The organism is Streptomyces swartbergensis, assembly GCF_002148965.1.
Classification (GTDB): Bacteria; Actinomycetota; Actinomycetes; order Streptomycetales; family Streptomycetaceae; genus Streptomyces; species Streptomyces swartbergensis.
The window spans coordinates 25,183-43,214 of the sequence record NZ_NGFN01000004.1; the positions used below are offsets into that span (position 1 = coordinate 25,183).

15 protein-coding genes are annotated in these 18,032 nt (G+C 70.0%); 9 read left to right on the forward strand and 6 right to left on the reverse strand.

Annotated elements, in window-relative coordinates:
- Window positions 1–102: 102 nt before the first annotated feature.
- Genes CA983_RS01420 through CA983_RS01440 form a run of 5 tightly spaced genes read left to right on the forward strand, consistent with a single transcriptional unit; the run spans window position 103 to window position 6,042 of the window.
- A complete protein-coding gene (locus tag CA983_RS01420) occupies window positions 103–1,392 on the forward strand; it encodes an activator-dependent family glycosyltransferase (RefSeq protein ID WP_086599017.1) in 1,290 nt (429 codons plus the stop codon).
- A 30-nt stretch (window positions 1,393–1,422) separates the two neighbouring features.
- The gene (locus CA983_RS01425; RefSeq protein WP_086599018.1) at window positions 1,423–2,037 is read left to right on the forward strand and encodes a dTDP-4-dehydrorhamnose 3,5-epimerase family protein; all 615 of its coding nucleotides are present in this window, start codon (window positions 1,423–1,425) and stop codon (window positions 2,035–2,037) included.
- Window positions 2,034–3,512 carry an NDP-hexose 2,3-dehydratase family protein gene (locus CA983_RS01430; protein WP_086599019.1) on the forward strand — a complete coding sequence of 493 codons (1,479 nt, stop codon included), beginning with the start codon at window positions 2,034–2,036 and terminating at the stop codon, window positions 3,510–3,512. Before CA983_RS01425 ends, CA983_RS01430 begins: the two co-directional genes overlap by 4 nt.
- Window positions 3,513–3,537: 25 nt before the next feature.
- The gene (locus CA983_RS01435) at window positions 3,538–4,746 is read left to right on the forward strand and encodes a cytochrome P450 family protein (RefSeq protein WP_086599020.1); all 1,209 of its coding nucleotides are present in this window, start codon (window positions 3,538–3,540) and stop codon (window positions 4,744–4,746) included.
- A 9-nt stretch (window positions 4,747–4,755) separates the two neighbouring features.
- On the forward strand, window positions 4,756–6,042 hold the full coding sequence (locus tag CA983_RS01440) for an activator-dependent family glycosyltransferase (protein WP_086599021.1): 1,287 nt from the start codon (window positions 4,756–4,758) through the stop codon (window positions 6,040–6,042).
- Window positions 6,043–6,097: 55 nt separating this feature from the next.
- On the opposite strand, the gene CA983_RS01445 is transcribed toward CA983_RS01440, so the two are convergent.
- Both CA983_RS01445 and CA983_RS01450 read right to left on the reverse strand, forming a co-directional pair.
- Entirely contained in the window at window positions 6,098–7,405 is a 1,308-nt protein-coding gene (locus CA983_RS01445; protein WP_086599022.1) for an activator-dependent family glycosyltransferase, read from the reverse strand.
- A 16-nt stretch (window positions 7,406–7,421) separates the two neighbouring features.
- Window positions 7,422–8,249, reverse strand: a complete 828-nt coding sequence (locus CA983_RS01450; RefSeq protein WP_086599023.1) for an NAD(P)H-binding protein — start codon at window positions 8,247–8,249, stop codon at window positions 7,422–7,424.
- Window positions 8,250–8,547: 298 nt separating this feature from the next.
- On the opposite strand from CA983_RS01450, the gene CA983_RS01455 reads away from it, so the two are divergent.
- The gene (locus CA983_RS01455) at window positions 8,548–9,630 is read left to right on the forward strand and encodes a glycosyltransferase (protein WP_244206559.1); all 1,083 of its coding nucleotides are present in this window, start codon (window positions 8,548–8,550) and stop codon (window positions 9,628–9,630) included.
- A 61-nt stretch (window positions 9,631–9,691) separates the two neighbouring features.
- On the opposite strand, the gene CA983_RS01460 is transcribed toward CA983_RS01455, so the two are convergent.
- From CA983_RS01460 to CA983_RS01470, 3 genes are read right to left on the reverse strand one after another with little or no spacing between them, the layout of a single operon-like run.
- Entirely contained in the window at window positions 9,692–10,111 is a 420-nt protein-coding gene (locus tag CA983_RS01460) for an ester cyclase (RefSeq protein ID WP_086599024.1), read from the reverse strand.
- A 2-nt stretch (window positions 10,112–10,113) separates the two neighbouring features.
- Entirely contained in the window at window positions 10,114–11,022 is a 909-nt protein-coding gene (locus tag CA983_RS01465) for an alpha/beta fold hydrolase (RefSeq protein ID WP_086599025.1), read from the reverse strand.
- Window positions 11,019–12,080: a methyltransferase gene (locus tag CA983_RS01470; protein ID WP_086599026.1), complete on the reverse strand. Its 1,062-nt coding sequence runs from the start codon at window positions 12,078–12,080 to the stop codon at window positions 11,019–11,021. The genes CA983_RS01465 and CA983_RS01470 overlap by 4 nt, the downstream gene beginning before the upstream one ends.
- A gap of 191 nt (window positions 12,081–12,271) precedes the next feature.
- On the opposite strand from CA983_RS01470, the gene fabG reads away from it, so the two are divergent.
- From fabG to CA983_RS01485, 3 genes are all read left to right on the forward strand, one after another.
- Window positions 12,272–13,057, forward strand: a complete 786-nt coding sequence (gene fabG, locus CA983_RS01475; RefSeq protein WP_086599027.1) for a 3-oxoacyl-ACP reductase FabG — start codon at window positions 12,272–12,274, stop codon at window positions 13,055–13,057.
- Between the two features lie 25 nt (window positions 13,058–13,082).
- On the forward strand, window positions 13,083–14,033 hold the full coding sequence (locus CA983_RS01480) for an aromatase/cyclase (RefSeq protein WP_086599028.1): 951 nt from the start codon (window positions 13,083–13,085) through the stop codon (window positions 14,031–14,033).
- 583 nt (window positions 14,034–14,616) lie between these two features.
- Window positions 14,617–16,713, forward strand: coding sequence for an AfsR/SARP family transcriptional regulator (locus tag CA983_RS01485; protein ID WP_086599029.1), 2,097 nt, complete (start codon window positions 14,617–14,619; stop codon window positions 16,711–16,713).
- A gap of 57 nt (window positions 16,714–16,770) precedes the next feature.
- Here the strand turns inward: CA983_RS01485 and CA983_RS01490 are convergent, their stop codons facing one another.
- Window positions 16,771–17,991, reverse strand: a complete 1,221-nt coding sequence (locus tag CA983_RS01490) for a class I SAM-dependent methyltransferase (protein WP_086599030.1) — start codon at window positions 17,989–17,991, stop codon at window positions 16,771–16,773.
- Window positions 17,992–18,032 lie beyond the last annotated feature (41 nt).

Sequence of the window (18,032 nt, forward strand, 5' to 3'; positions counted from 1 at the left end):
CCCTGTTCCCCCGGTCGTCGGTTTCTCGGACGTCCAGCCGTCGTCGATCGGGCTGCGAGGGCCGACCGGAACGCTTCGGGGCGGAAGCAGAGGAGAGCCTTGATGCGGGTCCTGTTCACGACCTTCGCCGCCAAGTCGCATGTGCACATCCACATCCCGCTGGCCTGGGCATTGCGTTCGGCCGGCCACGACGTGTGCGTCGCAAGCCAGCCGGACCTCACCGAGTACGTCTCCCACACCGGGCTGACGGCAGTGGGGGTGGGCGAGCCCCTGGGACTGGACGTCAAGATGGCCGGGGCCAACCGGCGGCGGGACACGGAAGAGCCGGCCGACGACCCGGACTTCCTGGCCGACGCCGATCTGTCCGGGCTGCTGCCCGAGCGCCGTACCTACACCTACCTGCGCAACGCCTTCGAGCTGATGGCGTCCTACGTGTACCCGAGTCTGTCCTCCGAGTCCATGATCGAGGACCTGGTCGCATTCGCCCGGCGGTGGAAACCGGACCTGGTGATCTGGGACACGCACACGTTCGCCGGGGCGATCGCCGCCACTGTCACAGGCGCGGCCCACGCCCGGCTGTTGTTCGGCGCGGACCTGCTCGGCCACTCCCGTCAGCTCTTCCTGCGGGAACTCGACCGCCTGCCTGCCGGCGAGGGCTCCGATCCCCTGGCCGACTGGCTCGGGCAGGTCCTGGACGTGTACGGCGAACCGTTCACTCAGGACGTCGTCACGGGGCACTGGACCATGGACGGGCTTCCGTCCGGCATGCGACTGCCGGTGGCGGGCCAGCACCACGTGCCGGTGCGGTTCGTTCCGTACAACGGTCCCTCCGTGCTGCCCGACTGGCTTGGCGAGCCGCCGGACCGGCCCCGGGTGTGCCTGACCCTCGGGTCGACCGGCCGCGAGGTGCTGGGCGCGGACCGCGCCTCGGTGGCGGACCTGCTCGACGCGGTCGCCGACGTGGACGCGGAAGTGGTCGCCACGCTGTCGGCGGAGCAACTGGCCGGAGTGGGGAAGGTGCCCGAGAACGTCCGGGTGGTGGACTTCGTCCCGCTGGACGCCCTGCTGCCGAGTTGCTCGGTGATCGTGCACCAGGGCGGCGCCGGGACGTTCCAGAACTCGCATCTGCACGGGGTGCCTCAGATCATCGTCCCCGATCTGCTCTGGGACTCCGAGTACAAGATGCGCTACCTGCGGTCGACCGGCTCCGGGCTCGCCGTGCCCGACGTCGACCGGTTCGACGCCGCCCAGCTGCGGGACATGATCGTCCGCGTACTGACGGACCGCTCTTTCGAACGGAACGCGGCCGGTGTCCGCCGGGAGATGCAGAGCATGCCCACACCCCGCGACATCGTGCCGACCCTGGTCAGGCTGACCACCGAGTACCGCTGAATACCACTGAGTTGGGGAGACACGGACAAGATGACCCTCACCATGACATCACGCGCACTCGCCGTCGACGGCGCCTACGAATTCATTCCCCGGGTGTTCGACGACAAGCGCGGTTCCTTCACCTCTCCGTACCAGGAGAGTTCCTTCGTCGAGGCGACCGGCCACCGGCTGTTTCACGTGACACAGACCAACCACAGCACCTCGGGACGGGGCGTGGTGCGCGGGCTGCACTTCACGGTGTGCCCGCCCGGCACCGCGAAATACGTCTACTGCTCCCGTGGCCGGGTACTGGACATCGCCCTGGACATCCGCGTCGGCTCTCCGACCTTCGGCGCCTCGGACAGCGCGGTCCTCGATCCGACGAGCTGCCATGCCATGTACTTCCCCGTAGGTGTGGCACACGCCTTCGTGGCGCTGGAGGACGACACCGTGGTCTCGTACCTGCTGTCCGGCGAGTACGTGCAGGACGACGAGAAGGCCCTGTCCGTGATGGACCCCGCGCTCGGACTGCCGATCCCCGAGGACATCGACCCGATCATGTCCGAGCGGGACACCGAGGCGCCCACCCTGGCCGAGGCACAGGCGGCGGGGCTGCTCCCCGACTACGGGAAGTGCCTGGAGATCGACCGGGGGCTGCGGTCATGAGGATGCTCCCCGGTTCCGCCGAGACACCCCGGCGCCTCGCCGAGTCCCTGGCTCACGGGACCGACCCCGAGAACATCGCGGGGCGCGTGGCGCACATCCAGCAGTGGTTCACCGACTTCGGCCGCTACAGCTACACCGATGTGACACGGGTCCCGCTCAGCGGCCTCAAGGGCTGGCACCATGACCCGGCCACCGGTGACATCCGCCACGACAGCGGCAAGTTCTTCACCATCGAGGGGCTCGCGGCGCACCTGCCCGGCGGCCCGGTGCCCGAGTGGACGCAGCCGATCATCAACCAGCCGGAGATCGGGGTTCTGGGCCTGCTGGTCAAGGAGACCGACGGCGTCCTGCGGGCTCTGGTGCAGGCGAAGGTCGAGCCGGGCAACCGCAACGGCCTCCAGCTCTCCCCCACCGTGCAGGCCACCCGCTCCAACTACACGCGAGTCCACCGGGGCCGCGCGGTGCCCTACCTGGAGTTCTTCCGGGATCACCGGAACCATCACGTGATCGCGGATGTGCGCCAGTCGGAACAGGGAGCGTGGTTCTACCGCAAACGCAACCGGAACATGATCGTCGAAACCACCGACGACGTCGAACTCCGTGACGGCTTCATCTGGCTGACGCTCGGCGAGTTGTACGCGATGCTCGCCGAGGAGGACCGGATCAATATGGACCTGCGGAGCGTGCTGTCCTGTCTGCCGCTGTCCGTCCCCGACCTCGACACGGTGCTGCGCAGCGACGGCACGGGGTTCCGAGGTGCCCTCGTCCGCTCCTGCCACCCGTCGGCTCGTACCCGTCACTCGTTCGGTGAGCTGCTGCACTGGCTCACCGACGTCCGTACCGGAACGGACGGGTCCACCGACCGCATTCCGCTCAACTCGGTGCAGGGCTGGCGGCGCACCGCCGAGACCATCGCGCACGAGAGCGGGCAGTTCTTCTCCGTCATCGGCGTCGAGGTGACCGCGCGTGGGCGCGAGGTCTCCCACTGGACCCAGCCCATGCTCCAGCCACGGAGTCAAGGCGTGATCGCGCTGCTCGTGGCCCGGATCGACGGTGTGCTCCACGCCCTCATGCACGCGCGGGTGGAGCCGGGCTACCTGGACGTCGCCGAGCTGGCGCCGACGGTGCAGTGCATCCCGGACAGTGTGGCTGTTCTGCCGGCCGAGGCCCGGCCCCCGTTTCTCGACACCGTGCTGTCCGCAGCTCCCTCCCGGGTCCGCTACAACACCGTGCTGTCGGAGGAGGGCGGGCGCTTCTACCAGGCCCTGAGTCGCTACATGATCGTGGAGACCGACGCGGAGGAGACCGAGGAGCATCCGGAGTTCCGCTGGATCGCCGTCCACCAGTTGATGGAGCTGTTGCGGCACAGTCACTACCTGAACGTCCAGGCACGCAGTCTGGTGACCTGTCTGCACGGTCTCCTGTCAGCGCCGGAACCGGCCGTGCCGAGCACAGCGGGAGTCGAGGGAAGCTAGAGCGGCCGGGCCTACGTTCAGCGGCATGATTTCCACCAAGACCGACAGCGAGCTGGGCCCCGAGCTTATGACGCTCCGCGGCATGCAGTGGATCTACGGCATCAAGGGCGACCCGTACGCGCTGCTGCTGCGCGCGGAGAGCGACGACCCGCACGAACTCGGCCGACGGGCCAGGGACCACGGGGCGTTGATGTGGAGCACCGCCGAGAGCTGGGTGACGGCACGGTACTCCACCGCGGCAGCGGTCCTGAACGACCCTCGGTTCGGGGTCGGGTACCCGAAACCGGCGAACGGCGCAGCCGAGGCCGCTGCATGGCAGGTCCCCGCCATGCATGACATCCTGCCGCTGGACGATGTGTACCTGGCCGCGGACCGTGAGGTCTACCGGCGGCTGCGCGAGGTGACCGTGGCGGCCGTCGGCACGGACTTCGCCGCGCGCATCGCCGAGCGGCGCGAGACCGAACCCGACCGGCTGGGAACGGCCTTCGACCTGATGACCGACTTCGCTCATCCGCTCGCCGCAGGAGCCCTGGCCGGGGTGCTGGGGATGGCCGACGCGTCGCGACTGGCGGCGCTGTGTGCGGCAACGGCTCCCGCGCTGGATGCCACCGTGTGTCCGCCGCGGCTGGCCACGGCCCGGGAGCTGATCACGGCGGCCCGTGGACTTCGCAGTCTGCTGGCGGGGCCGGCGCCCGAGGATGTCGCCGCCGACGGGTTCGCGGCGCGGATGCTGCTCGCCGTCGTCGGGGTGCACCTGGCCGCCAATCTCACGACGAGGACGGTCTCGGCCCTGCTGGACCGTCCCGACGTGTGGGCCGCGGTCCGCGAGGACCCGGATCTGAGCGCCGCGGCCGTGCGGGAGACGGTGCGCCACACTCCTCCGGTGCGCCTGCAGAAGCTCTTCGCCCACGAGGACGCGGAGCTGGCCGGCACGCTCGTCCCCGCTGGTGCCGAGGTGACCGTTCTGGTGGAGGCCGCGCAGCGGGACCCGGACGCGTTCACGGACCCCGACCGCTTCGATCTCTCCAGGACGGATGCGCCGGAGCCGCTCGTCTTCACCGACGACCTCTACACCGGGGTGCTGGAGCCGTTTGCGGTGCCGGTGGCCACGGCCGCGGTGACGGCGGTCGCCACCCGGTGCCCCGGGCTGCGCCGGGCCGAGCCCGAACTGCGGCGCCTTCGTGCACCGGTGACCGGCGGTGTGCTGTTCCTTCCCGTCACGACGGTCGGCTGAGGGGTTCCGATGCGGATACTGATGACCTGTTTCGCGGAGGGCAGCCACTTCAGCGGCTCCGTGCCGCTGGCGTGGGCGCTGCGTACGGCCGGCCATGAGGTACGGGTGGCGAGCCAGCCGGCGCTGACCGGCACGATCACCGGGGCCGGGCTGACAGCGGTGCCGGTGGGCAGCGATCCGGCCCTGCACACCGTGCTTGGAGCGGTGGGCGGCGACATCATGGCGCTGCACGACGTCGCGGACTATCTGGAGAAGCGGCACGAGAAGCTGCCGACGGCGTTCCTGAAGGGCCATGAGACGGTCATGACGGCGCTCTTCTACTCGTGGATCAACAACGAGTCCATGGTCGACGACCTGGTGACGTTCGCCCGTGCCTGGCGACCCGACCTGGTGATCTGGGAACCGTTCACGTTCGCCGGGGCGGTGGCCGCCCGCGCGAGCGGGGCAGCCCACGCCCGGCTGCTGTCGTTCCCCGACATGTTCGGCAGCACGCGCGGTCTGTTCCTCGACAGGCTTGCGGCCGGCGCCGCCGAGCATCACGACGACACCCTCGGAGAATGGCTGAGCTGGACACTGGGCCGGTACGGCTGCACCTTCGACGAAGAAGCCGTCACCGGGCAGTGGTCGATCGACCAAATGCCCCCGAGTATCCGGCTGTCACTCGGGCATGCCGTCGTGCCCATGCGCTACATCCCCTACAACGGGCAGATCCCGACGGTAGTGCCCGACTGGCTGTGGGCGCAGCCCGAGCGGCCTCGGGTGTGTGTCACCGCGGGGATGACCGCCCGTGCCACCGGTGCGCCCAACGCGATCCTCGCCGACGAGGTCTTCGACGCGGTCGACGGCCTGGACGCGGAGGTGGTGGCGACCCTGAACGCGGCAGAGCAGGACTTGGTCGGCACCGTTCCGGACAACGTCCGGGTCGTGGAGCACGTGCCGCTGGAGGCGCTGCTGCCGACGTGCACGGCGATCGTGCACCACGGCGGGGCGGGCACCTGGGCGACGGCYACCGCGACGGGGGTGCCGCAGATCTCGCTCGGCGGCGTGTGGGACGTGGTCTACCGGGCGAGGCGGATCGAGCAGCTGGGGGCGGGGCTGTACCTGCCGCCCGGCGAAGTGTCGGCGAGTAACCTGCGGGCCACCCTGGTGAGGGTCCTGGAGGAACCCTCCTTCCGGCAACAGGCCGAACTGCTGCGCGACGAGGTGCGCTCGGAACCCCACCCGAACGAGGTGGTGGGAGTGCTTCAACGGCTGACGGCGCGCCACCACGGCCGGACGGCTACGGCGGCGCGCTGACCCGGCAGATCTCCCTCGCGCCGGGCCCCCGGAACCGACCACCCTCCAGGGAAGATCAACGCCGGTGGGCCTCGGTCAGCCTTTCCAGGGCGGGGATGATCTCGCGAGGCGTGGGCGCACCGGCCATCTCCCGGCGCAGCGCGTCCGCGCGGGCCGCGAAGGACGGTTCCTCCAGGACCCGGGCAAGCATGTCCCGCAGGCCGTCGGCGGTCAGTTCCCGTGCGTCCCGTATGTGGAGTCCGGCGCCGGACTCCGTGACGCGCTGCGCCTTGAGGAGGTTGTCCAGCATCGGCGCGGTCACCACGACTTGCGGAACCCCGTGGGCCAGCGCGGTCTGGGTCGTACCGGAGCCGCTGTGGTGGACGATCGCCGAGCAACTGGGCAGCAGGGCGTCCAGCGGAACGAAGTCCACGGCCCGGACATTCTCGGGGAGCCGTGGGACCTGGGCGAGCTGGTCGGCGTTGAGAGTGGCGACCACTTCGACGTCGAGCGTGGAGACGGCGTCGAGCAGTTCCGCGATCGGCGCGCGGTCACCGCCCAGGAGTTCGCGGAACGACCGGCCGAGGGTGAGGCAGACCCGGCGTCGGCGGGCAGGGGCGCGGAGCCAGGCGGGCAGGGTGACGTGTCCGTTGTACGGCACATACCGCATCGGCACGTACACATGGTCGACGTCCAGACGCAGCGAGGCCGGCACGGGATCGATGGTCCACTGTCCGACCACGGCCTCCTCGGCGAATGCGCATCCGTAGCGTTCGAGCAGCGGGCCCAGCCACTCCTCGAACGGGTCCTCCCGGTGCTCCGGCGGCCGCTCACGCAGGGCGGCACGGTAGCTCTGGCGCATCCGGCCGATGACGTCGAAGCCGAACATCAGCCGGGCGTGCGCGGCGCCCGTAGCCATGGCGGCGACCGCCCCGGCGAAGGTCGTCGGATCCCAGATCACCAGGTCGGGCCGCCACTGCCGGGCGAAGCGAACCAGGTCGTCGACCGTCCGGGGGGAGGAGTTCGGCCGGAAGCCGTGCGTGGCCCAGGCGGTGAGGACGCAGTGCATGTAGTCGTATGTCAGCTTCTCCGGGCGCAGCTCACACAGGTCGAACAGGTCCCACGCGATGCCGCCCTGAGCGGTCCAGATGTTCCCCTCGGCGCTCACCTCCTCCTCCGGCAGTGGGGCGACGTCGTCCCACTGGCCCGGGTCGAGGGCCTCGCCGACCCGGACCGCGGTGAGGCCGGAGCGGACGATGTCGTCGGCGATGTCGGGCTGGCTGGCCACGCACACCTCGTGCCCCGCGGCGCGCAGCGCCCAGGCCAGGGGAACCTGGTGGTGCAGGTGGGTGGTGGCGCCGATGGTGCTGAACAGTACGCGCATCAGCGGCCCTCGTGCGTCACAGGAAGTCCGCCCGGTGGTCGGCGGCCCATTGGGCGAGGTCGCGGGCCGGTGCGCCGGTGAGCCGCTCGACCGTGTCGTACACCGGGGCAGGCCGTTCCACCCAGGCCGCCTGGAAGGCGAGGATGTAGTCGGCGATGGGTTCCGGCAAGCCCTGCCGGATCATGTCCGCCCGGGCCTGGGCCGGGGCGACCTCTTCGAAACGCAGGTCGCGGCCGAGTCCGGCGGCGAGGACCCCGACCTGCTCGCGCACGGGCAGCGCCTCGGGCCCGGACACCCCGTACCGGGCGCCCTCGTGACCGTCCTCCACCAGGGCGGCGACCGCGACGGCAGCCACGTCCGCCTCGTGGACAGGGGCACCGGCGGACTCCGGGTAGGCGGCGCGCACGACGCCCTCCTTGCTGATGGAACGGCCCCACATGTTCAGCTTGTTGGCGGCGAACTCCCCCGCCCGGACGTGGGTCCAGTCGACGCCGGTCCGCTCCACAGCCTCTTCGACCGGGCGATGGTGGCCGGGATCGCTGCCATCGGTGACGGCGTCGGAGGAGAGCACCACGATTCGCCGTACGCCCGCTTCCGCGGCCAGGGCCGCGACGTGCGGGGCGGTGGACGGCTCGGGGAACAGATAGAGCCGTTCCACGCCGGTCAGGGCGGGGACCAGGCTTTCGGGCCGCAGCAGATCGCCCGCGAAGACCTCGACGGCGTCGGGCAGGGCCGCGGTTTCCGGCGTGCGGGTCAGGGCGCGGACGGGTAAGCCGGCGGCCACCAGGAGGTCGACCACGTGGCGGCCGACGCTCCCCGTGGCTCCGGTGATCAGGTAGGTCATGGTGAGGGGTCCGTTCGGTCGCGGAACAGGATCAGTCCTGGGCGGCCGGCAGGCTGAGCAGTCGGCCCCCGCCGCCCAGGATGCGCGCAGTGTCACGGCTTTCCCCCGCAATCCGCTGGAGCCGAAGGGCCGGTGGATCGACCGGTCGTCGGCCGTCACGCTAGAGCCCCCTGGGACGCTCGCCGGAGCACGCGCCCCGGCCGCCCGGATGCCCGGGCGCACTTCGTCGACCGTCGACAGGGGAATCATGCGCGCCTTGTTCGTCACATCACCTGTTCTCAGTCATGCCTTTCCGACAGTGCCGCTGGCACACGCCCTGCGAGCGGCGGGGCACGGCGTCCGTTATGCCATCGGCGACGCCCTGAACGCGGTCACCGAGGCGGGTCTGCACGCCGTCGACATCACGCCGGGCCTGGACTACACCCCCCTGTGGATGCCGGAAGGCACCGACGATCCGATGCACGTCAAGGACGCCGGGGTGGAGTTCCTGGCCGAGTTGTTCGGCAGGGTCTCCGGGGCCGAGGTCGACGGGACGCTGGAGCTGGCCCGGTCCTACCGGCCGGACCTCGTCGTGCACTCGGCCGCGCAGGGGGCGGGCGCGCTGGTCGCCGCCGCGCTCGACATCCCGTGTGTGGAACTGCCGTTGGGTCCGGCGGACAGCGACCCGCGGCTGGCCACGCTGCTCCGGGAGGCCATGAAGACCGACTACGAACGTCACGGGATCACCGGGACGCCGCGCACCACGGTGCGGCTGACCACCGTCCCGGAGCGGCTCGCCCCGCTGCTTCCGGGTGAGCGCCGGCCGGAGCACGAATGGCCGGTGCGGTTCGTCCCCTACAACGGCGGCGGGGTCCTTCCCGGCTGGCTGAGCCGGCCTCCGGCCGGACGGCCCCGGATCGCGGTCACACTGGGGTCGATCGGCGCCCAGTGGGGCGGGATCACCGTGCTGGCATCATTGATGGCGGCGGCGAGCAAGATCGACGCGGAGTTCGTGCTCACCTTGGGGGGCGGTGATGCCGAACTGCTCGGCGAACTGCCGGACAACGTCCGGACCATCGAGTGGGTGCCGCTCGCACCGTTGCTGGAGACCTGTGCCGGAATCGTGCACCACGCAGGGTCGGGAACGCTGCTGACCGCGATGACCCTCGGAGTGCCGCAGTGTGTCATTCCCGACGGTTCCTACCAGCAGGCCAACAGCGATCTGCTGGAGGGAAGCGGAGCGGGCTTCGCGACGGACGCGGCGACGCTGGGCGCAGCGGAGTGCCGGCGGTTGCTGGAGGACACGGCGCTGCGCACGGCGGCCCGGGGTCTGCGGGAGGAACTGCGCGCGATGCCGAGTCCGGCCGCGCTCGTACCCGCGCTGGAGAAGCTGGCAGCCTGAGACGACCGTGCCGGGTTCCCGTTCCGTGCGGGAACCCGGCACGGTCGTCCGGGGCGTCGGGTCAGAGGCCTTCGGGAACCCGGCCCAGTGCGCGGTAGAGGGGCGAGAAGTTCATGACGTCCCAGTGTTCGGCCACCTCGCCACGGTCGTTGAACCGCAGCTCTTCCAGGTAGTGCCAGGTGACGCGCTCCCCCGTGGCGGGTACCCCCATGAAGTCGCCTCGGTGGGTGGCGGTGACGGTGATCCGCAGCATCACCCGGTCGCCTTCGGCGACGATGCTCTTCGCCTCCAGGTGCAGGTCGGGGAAGGACTTCAGGGAGCCTCGCATGATGTCCGCGATCAGGTCGGCGGGCATCGGGCGTCCGTCCTCGTCGTAATGGACCGCGTCGGGTGCCCAGAAGGCGATGACCCCGTCGGGTTCCCCCCGGTTCCACGCGGCGACCATCTCCAGGGCGCGGCGCTTGTTCTCGGCAGGTGACATGGCTAGTGGCCTCCTCGGGACCGGATGGTCAGGGCGTGCCCCGCGATGGCTTCGGCGAGCGGGGTGTGCACGGCGCCGGGCAGGGCATGGCCCATGCCGGGGATCTCGACGAGCCTGGCGCCGGGTATCTGTTCGGCCAGGTGGCGGCCGTGCGGGGGCGGGGCGATGGGATCGTTGAGGGCCTGGATCACCTGCGTGGGTACGCGAACCCGGGCGAGTTCGGCAGCGCGTTCCCGGGGGTGGGAGGGGAGCATGTGGTGGGCTACGGGCTCGGTGGTGGTGCCCGCATGGTCGGCGGCCTCCTGCTCCCATCGGCGGAACTCGTCCGAGTCGAAGGGGATCTGGTCGCCGGAGAAGATCCGGGAGCGTTCGACTCGGCGGTCGATCTCGGCGGCGGGTCCGTCGACCGGCTCGGACATCAGGGCGAGGGCGTCCAGCAGGTCCGGCTTCGGCAGGGGCAGGCCGTCGATGGACGCCTCGCCCTTGAAGAGGCGTTCGATGTTGCCGTCGAAGTCGACGTCCAGGCCGCCGCCCAGCATCAGCGTGAGGCTGAGCAGCCTCTCCGGGTGGTCCAGGGCGAGAAGCTGAGCCATGATCGTGCCCATGGACATGGCCACCACATGGGCGGCGGCGATGTCGTGGGCGTCGAGGACGGCGATCGCGTCCCGGGCCATGTCGGTGTACGTGTAGGGGTGCGCGTCGAAGTCCCGGGCGGTGGAACGGCCGGTGTCCCGGTGGTCGTAGCGGACCACCCGCAGTCCGCGCGAGGTCAGCTGGTCGACGAACTCCCGCGGCCAGGCCCGGGAGGACTGGTTGCCTCCGGCGATCAGGAGCACGGGCGGCCGGGCCGGGGCCCCGATCTCTTCGCTCCACAGCTGTACGTCGGAGGACAGGGCGATGCGCTCGGTCATGCGGGGCTCATTTCGATCAGGCAGAAGTCGAAGGGCACGACGGGGGAACTGAGCGGCGAGATCACGGAGGTGACGGTCAGTCCGGCCGACTCGGCGAGGGCGTACCACTCCTGCGTGGTGCGCACCCGGCCGCCGAGGAAGACCAGCATGCGCAGGTCCAGGACGCTGAAGTAGCGGTCGGACGTGGAGACGTCGGGCCCCTGGGCAGGCTCGGCGCGCTCCCGGAGCAGGATGCGGCCGCCCGGCTCCAGGGCGTCGCGACAGCGCTTGAGTATGCGCGCGGCCTCGTCGTCCTGCCAGTTGAGCAGAATCATCGAGAGCAGCACCAGATCAGCACGGACCGGGAGTTCGTCGAAGAAGTCGCCGGCGAGCACGTCGATACGGTCCGCCAACCCGGCGGCGGCGATCCGCTCGCGGGTTCGGCGCGCGGGGCCCGGTAGGTCGAGGACGGTACCGCGCACCTGAGGTGCGGCTCGTGCCACGGACTGGAGGAATCCGCCCGGGGCACCGCCGACGTCGAACACATGGCGCACCCCGCTCCAGTCGTACGCGGCGATCGGGACGGCGTGCACCGCCTCCTCCTCGGTGGCCATCAGCCGGTCGAATGCCTCGCCCAGTGCCGGGTCGGCCGACAGGTCCTCCCAGAACGGGCGTCCGTAGAGCGCCTCGTAGGTCGGCAGGCCGGTGCCGACGGCGTCCAGCAGACGGGTGAAGGCCAGGTCGGCACGGCCGACGGGCTGGTCGAGGGAGAGCCAGTGGCGCTGCCGTACGGGGTGGTCGTCGGCGAGCAGCAGGCCGACCTCGGTGGGCTCGAACCTGCCGGGAGCGCTTTCCCGGTACACGCCGACTGCGGCGAGGTGGCGGATCAGGCGGTGCAGAGCGCCCGGGTCCGTGTCGGTCACCGTGGCGAGAGCCGGGGCGTCGGTGGCGCCGGAGAGCATGTGGTCGGTGAGCCGCAGGGTCGCCGCGACCCTCAGCGCCATGGGGGTCACCAGGTCGCACATGCTGATCAGGGTGTCCATGGGGGTGCCGTCATGCTGCCTGCTGGAACTCGTCACGTGGGCGTCTCCCGAAGTCGCCGGCCGGCTCCGCCCCGGCTCGTTGCCCGCGAGTGTGCCGACTGCCTCTCGCAAGCCTCTCGACGACCGCTGGGTGCGCGCCGGACCACTGGAGCGGTCCAGTCCAGTGGGGTACGAGGGGCCGCTGGCAGCCTGGGCCGTCACGATCACCGGTCTGGTGAGGGGATGGCATGACGAGTAAGGATCCAGGCGTCGCCGTGGTGACCGGCGCGACCAGTGGTATCGGCGCGGCGGTCGCATCCCTGCTGGCCGAGCGCGGCCATCAGGTCTTCCTGTGCGCCCGCGACGCGACACAGGTGGACGCGGCTGTCGAGCGACTGCGCAAAGAGGGGCACGAAGTGGACGGGCGTACCTGCGACGTGCGCTCCACGGAACAGATCCACGCGTTGGTCGAGACCGCGGTCGAGCGCTTCGGGCCGATCGGTGTGCTGGTGAACAACGCGGGTCGCAGCGGCGGCGGGAGCACCGCCCAGATCTCCGACGAGCTGTGGCGGGACGTGATGGAGACCAACCTGGACAGCGTGTTCCGCATGACCCGGGAGGTCCTCACGACGGGCCGGATGCTGGAGCGGGGCGCCGGCCGGATCGTGAACATCGCGTCCACCGGCGGCAAGCAGGGGGTGATGTTCGGTGCTCCCTATTCAGCCTCCAAACACGGTGTTGTCGGCTTCACCAAGGCGCTGGGCCTGGAGCTGGCCAAGACGGGAGTGACCGTGAACGCCGTCTGCCCCGGTTACGTCGAGACCCCGATGGCGCAGCGGGTTCGCCAGGGTTACGCGGAGTTCTGGAAGACCTCTGAGGAGGATGTGCTGAACCGGTTCCAGGGGAAGATCCCGCTCGGTCGGTACTCCACTGCGGAGGAGGTCGCGGGGCTGGTCGGCTACCTCGTCACCGACACGGCCGCCTCGATCACCGCGCAGGCGCTCAACGTCTGCGGCGGCCTCGGCAACTACTGAACACGGACGCAGGGAGAGGGGACCCATGACAGAGCCGGTGACGCACGAGACCGAGCACCGCATCACCGTGGCGGCAGCCCCCGACGTGGTGTACGGACTGATCGACGACGTCCGCGACTGGCCGGTGACGTTCCCGCCCACCGTCCACGCCGAACGGATCGAACGGTCCGGGGACAGTGAGCGCATCCGGATCTGGGCAACGGCCAACGGCGAGGTGAAAGGCTGGGTGTCCCGGCGGGAACTGGACCGTGCTGGCCTGCGGATACGGTTTCGACAGGAGGTGTCCCGGCATCCGGTGGCCGCGATGGGCGGCGCCTGGGTGCTGGAGCCCCGGCCGGGGGGCGGCACCCTGGTCCGGCTGCTGCACGACTTCCGCGCGGTCGGCGACGACCCGGCGCGGGTCCAGTGGATCCGGCAGGCCGTGGACCGCAACAGCGACAAGGAACTGGCGGCCCTGCGTGAGGCGGCCGAGACGCGGGAGCGGCGCGCCGGGCTGCTGTTGTCGTTCTCCGACAGCGTGCGGACCGCCGGCGCCGCCAAGGACGTGTACGACTTCCTCGACCGGGCCGACCGCTGGCCCGACCGGCTGCCTCACGTGGCCCGGGTGCAGCTCACCGAGGACGTCCCCCAGCAGCAGGTACTGGAGATGGACACCCGCACCACGGACGGGTCCACTCACACCACCCGCTCCGTTCGCATCTGCTTCCCGTACGACCGGATCGTCTACAAGCAGCTGCTGACCCCGGCCCTGATGACCGCGCACACGGGTGAGTGGACGGTCCGGGAGGACGGCGAGGAGACGGTGATCAGCAGCAGGCACACGGTGGTCGTCAACCACGAGGCGATCGGCTCGGTTCTGGGCGCGGGCGCCGGGATCGCCGAGGCTCGGGCCTTCATCCGCGACGCACTCGGCCGCAACAGCACCGCCACCATGGTGCGTGCGAAGGAATACGCGGAGGACGGCGCCCGCAGCTGAACCGGAAGGGCAACCGCCATGCGTGTCCTGTTCACGACGTTCGTCGCAAGGTCCCACGTGTGCGGGTGGGTTCCGCCGGCGTGGGCGTTGCGGGTCGCCGGGCACAGGGTGCGCATGGCGCGCCAGCGACGCGTCACGGCTCGACTGATGTCAGGGTGAACTCCCTTTCGACGTGCGGCCGGGGCCTCGTCACCCTCGACGCGCCGCTGCTCCCGTGCGATGCGGTCGTCATCCACGACGCAGCCGGGACGGTCGGCACCGCGCCGGCACCCGGGCTCCGCAAACCATTGCGCCCCATGTGCTCCGGGCACCGCGCAAAGCCGCACGCCTCGCTCGGAGTGGCGCGTGCCTGCCCTCCTCCTCGGGAACGCCCCGGGCCGAATATGGACAGTGGCCTTGCCATTTACTTCGACTTTACACAGGGCGCGTCGGACGGAACACCACAGCAGCGTCCCGTCAATCAATTTTTCGCGTCCATGGCCAAAATTTGCACTACCATTGACAGAGGCATATTAGGAACCTACGCTTCCAATCACTTGCATCAGCAACTCGACCAGCTGCTGACAAACTGGGGGAACGCCACATGGACTTCCGGGTTCTCGGACCCTTAGAGATGCTCGACAAAGGCCGCAACATAGCGCCGACAGCGCCCAAGCCCCGCCAGGTCATCGCCCTGCTGATCATGCGGCGCAACGCGGTCGTGCAGACCAGCGAGTTGATTGACGAGCTTTGGGAGAACGGCCCTCCGGCGAGCGCCCTGACCACACTCCAAACCTACGTATACAAGCTCCGTAAAATACTTTTACGGCATGGCGGGAAAGATCTTCTCCATACCCGCCCGGGCGGCTACGTATTCGAAATACCAAACTCCTCCATCGATATTTACCGAGTGGAGCGCGCGGCAGCCGAAGGACAGGCCGCGCTCGAAGCGGGAAATGCCACGCGCGCTCATGGCATCCTGCACGAAGCCCTTTCCATGTGGCAGGCACCGGCCCTGGTGGACGTGGACCAGGGCACACTGCTTTCCTCGTACGCCACTCGGCTCGAGGAGTTCCGGTCCCGGATCCTGGAGCTGCGCATCGAGGCCGATCTCCAGCTCGGCCATCACCGGGAGCTGGTGAGCGAGCTGAAGTCCCTGGTGCTCACGCATCCCCTGCACGAGCATCTGCACGCCTCCCTCATGATCGCCTTGCACCGTTCCGGACGGCGCCACGAGGCGCTGGAGGCGTTCCGGGTCCTGCGACGCAACATGATCGAGGACCTCGGACTCGAACCCGGCGAGGAACTGCGGCAGTTGCACCAGGCGCTGCTCGAGGACTCCCCGATCGGACCGCCGTTTGAAAACCGGCAGACCATCCGGCCGGCCGATGCCGCGGCGGGGACGGCGCTCCCGCAGCCCGCGGCGGACCGGGGCGGTGATCAGGAGCCCCGCTCCGTGCACGAAGCCACCACCCCGGCACCTCGCGAAACGCCCCTGGCCGGGGACCGTGCGGGGGCTCCCCCGACCCGCGACCTGCCGGCCGACCCCCCGGTGACCGTCCCTTTGTCGCCCGTGACCGTGCCGGCCGAACTCCCGGCGGACGTCGCCGACTTCACCGGGCGGGCGACCACCCTCACCGAGATCACCACGCATCTGGCCCCCGACGAGCCGCACGGCACCGCGACGCGGGTGGTGGTGATCGCCGGCATGCCCGGGGTGGGCAAGACGGCGCTCGCCATACACCTCGCCCACCTGCTGCGCCACCGGTTCGAGGACGGGCAGCTCCATGTCGAGCTGGCCGGATCGTCCGACACTCCCCGGGACATCAGGGACGTCTTCCACGAGGTACTGCGCTCTCTGGGGGTCCGGGACTCGCACATTCCGGAGGGCTTGGAGGAGTGCAGCAAACTGCTCAGATCGATCACCGTGTCCCGTAGGCTGCTGCTGGTGCTCGACGACGCCTCGTCGCTCACCGACCTTCGCCCGTTGCTGCCCGGTGGCCCACGCTGCGGGGTGATCCTGACGAGCCGCCGGCGGCTGCACGGCCTGGCCGGGGCTCAGAGCGTCGATCTGCAGGTACTGGCCCTGCCCGAGGGCCTGGACCTGCTCGCCGCGCTGATCGGGCGCCGGCGGATCGAGCGGGAGCCTGAGGCCGCCGACCGGCTGGTGGCACTGAGCGGAGGACTGCCGCTGGCACTGCGCTGCATCGGAGGGCGGCTGGCGGCCATGCCCGGGCTGCCGCTGACCCGGGTCGCGGACCAGATCGGCAGATCTCAGGATGTTCTGGCCGAACTCAGGCTCGGCGACCTCAACGTGAAGGCCGGTTTCGACGCCGTCTACGGTCGGCTCAACTCCGCGGAGCAGGCCATGTTCCGGCTGCTGAGCATGCTGCCCGCCGACGCCTTCACCGCCTCCGCCGCGGCCGAGCTGCTCGGCTGTGACGTCCCCACGGTCGAACGGGTGCTGCAACGTTTCGTCAACAACTACCTGTTGCGGGTCGTCCGCTACGACCATGACGGCATCCACTATGCTTACCCGCCGCTGACCTGGCGTTACGCCCGGTCGAGGCTGGACTCCACCATCGCCCGCGCCGCACTGGACACGCGCGGCGCACCTCGCGAGCGGGCCGAGGGTGCCCGGCCCGCCGTCGCGGCGGGTGCCGCCGTGTGCGACGGCGGCGGCCACCTGGCCGTCTTCTGACAGCATCCCCTGCGCATGGTGTGTGGCGGGGGCTCGTCCCCCGCCACACACCTGTGGTCACACCACTTGGACATGCGGGACGTACAGGATCCACTTCCCGCCCGCCTCCCGGAAGCGGATCTCCTTCGCGATGATCTCCTCGGCGTGGTTCCACGCGAAGAGCAGCGCGTAGTCGGGATACGGGTTCTCGAAAGCGGACCGTGGACGCACCGGGATGTGCGAACCAGGGGTCAGCCGGCCCTGCTTGTTCGGGGTCGTGTCGGAGACGAACGACACCAGTTCGCGGCCGATGCCACAGTAGTTGGCCACGGTGGCACTCTTCGCGGTGGCCCCGTACCCGACCACCCTGCGCCCCTCCGCCTTCAGCTGCCGGAGCAGCTCAACCAGGTCGTCGCGGGACTTCTCGACGTTCCGGAAGAAGGCGTTCAGCGTGTCCAGGTCGGCCAGACGCCTGACCTTCTCCTCGGCGAGCAGCGCCGCCACCGAGGAGTCGGGGGTTCGCCGCCCCTGGCGCGCGATCGTGTAGCGGACCTCCCCGCCGTGCACCGGCAGACGCTCGGCCTTGACCAGTTCGAACCCGAACCGCTGCGCCATGGCGGAGACCGAGGTGACGCTGAAGAAGTAGAAGTGCTCGTCGTAGATCTGGTCGTAGGCGGTCTTGTCGACGATGTCGGCGAGGTAGGGGTCCTCGAAGACGAAGACGCCGTCGTCGGCGAGCAGGGCGTCGACCCCGCGGAAGATCGAGTCCACGTACGGGATGTGGCAGATGGTGTTGGCGGCGTAGACCAACTGCGCGGGCCGTCCCTCGGCTTCGCGGATCTCGGTCGCCGTGGACTCCTGGAAGAACTCGGTCGTCACCCGAATGCCATTCCTCCGGGCGATGTCGGCCACGCTCTCCGACGGCTCCACCCCCAGATGCCGTACGCCTGCGTCGGCGAGGGCCCGGAGCATGATGCCGTCGTTGCAGCCGAGTTCGACCGCGAACGCATCGGGGGACGTCAGCTCGGTTCGGAGGAAGTGCTGAGCGGTCTGCTCGAAGTGCTTCCTCATCACCGACGACCCGGACGACAGATACGGGTAGTGCCCATTGAACATCAGGTGCCGTGGCACTTCCTCCATCAGCTGGACCATGCTGCACGAGGCGCACACGCCCAGCGCGAGCCGGAAGAAGTACTCGTCCCCGATGTAGTCGGGCTCGAGGAACCCGCTGGACAGCGGCTGCGTACCGAAATCACCGAACTCGTGAAGTCGGCCGCCGCAGATACGGCAGCTCGTCATGGTGAACAGCCTGCCGCCCCGCTCTCGCAGCCATGTCGACG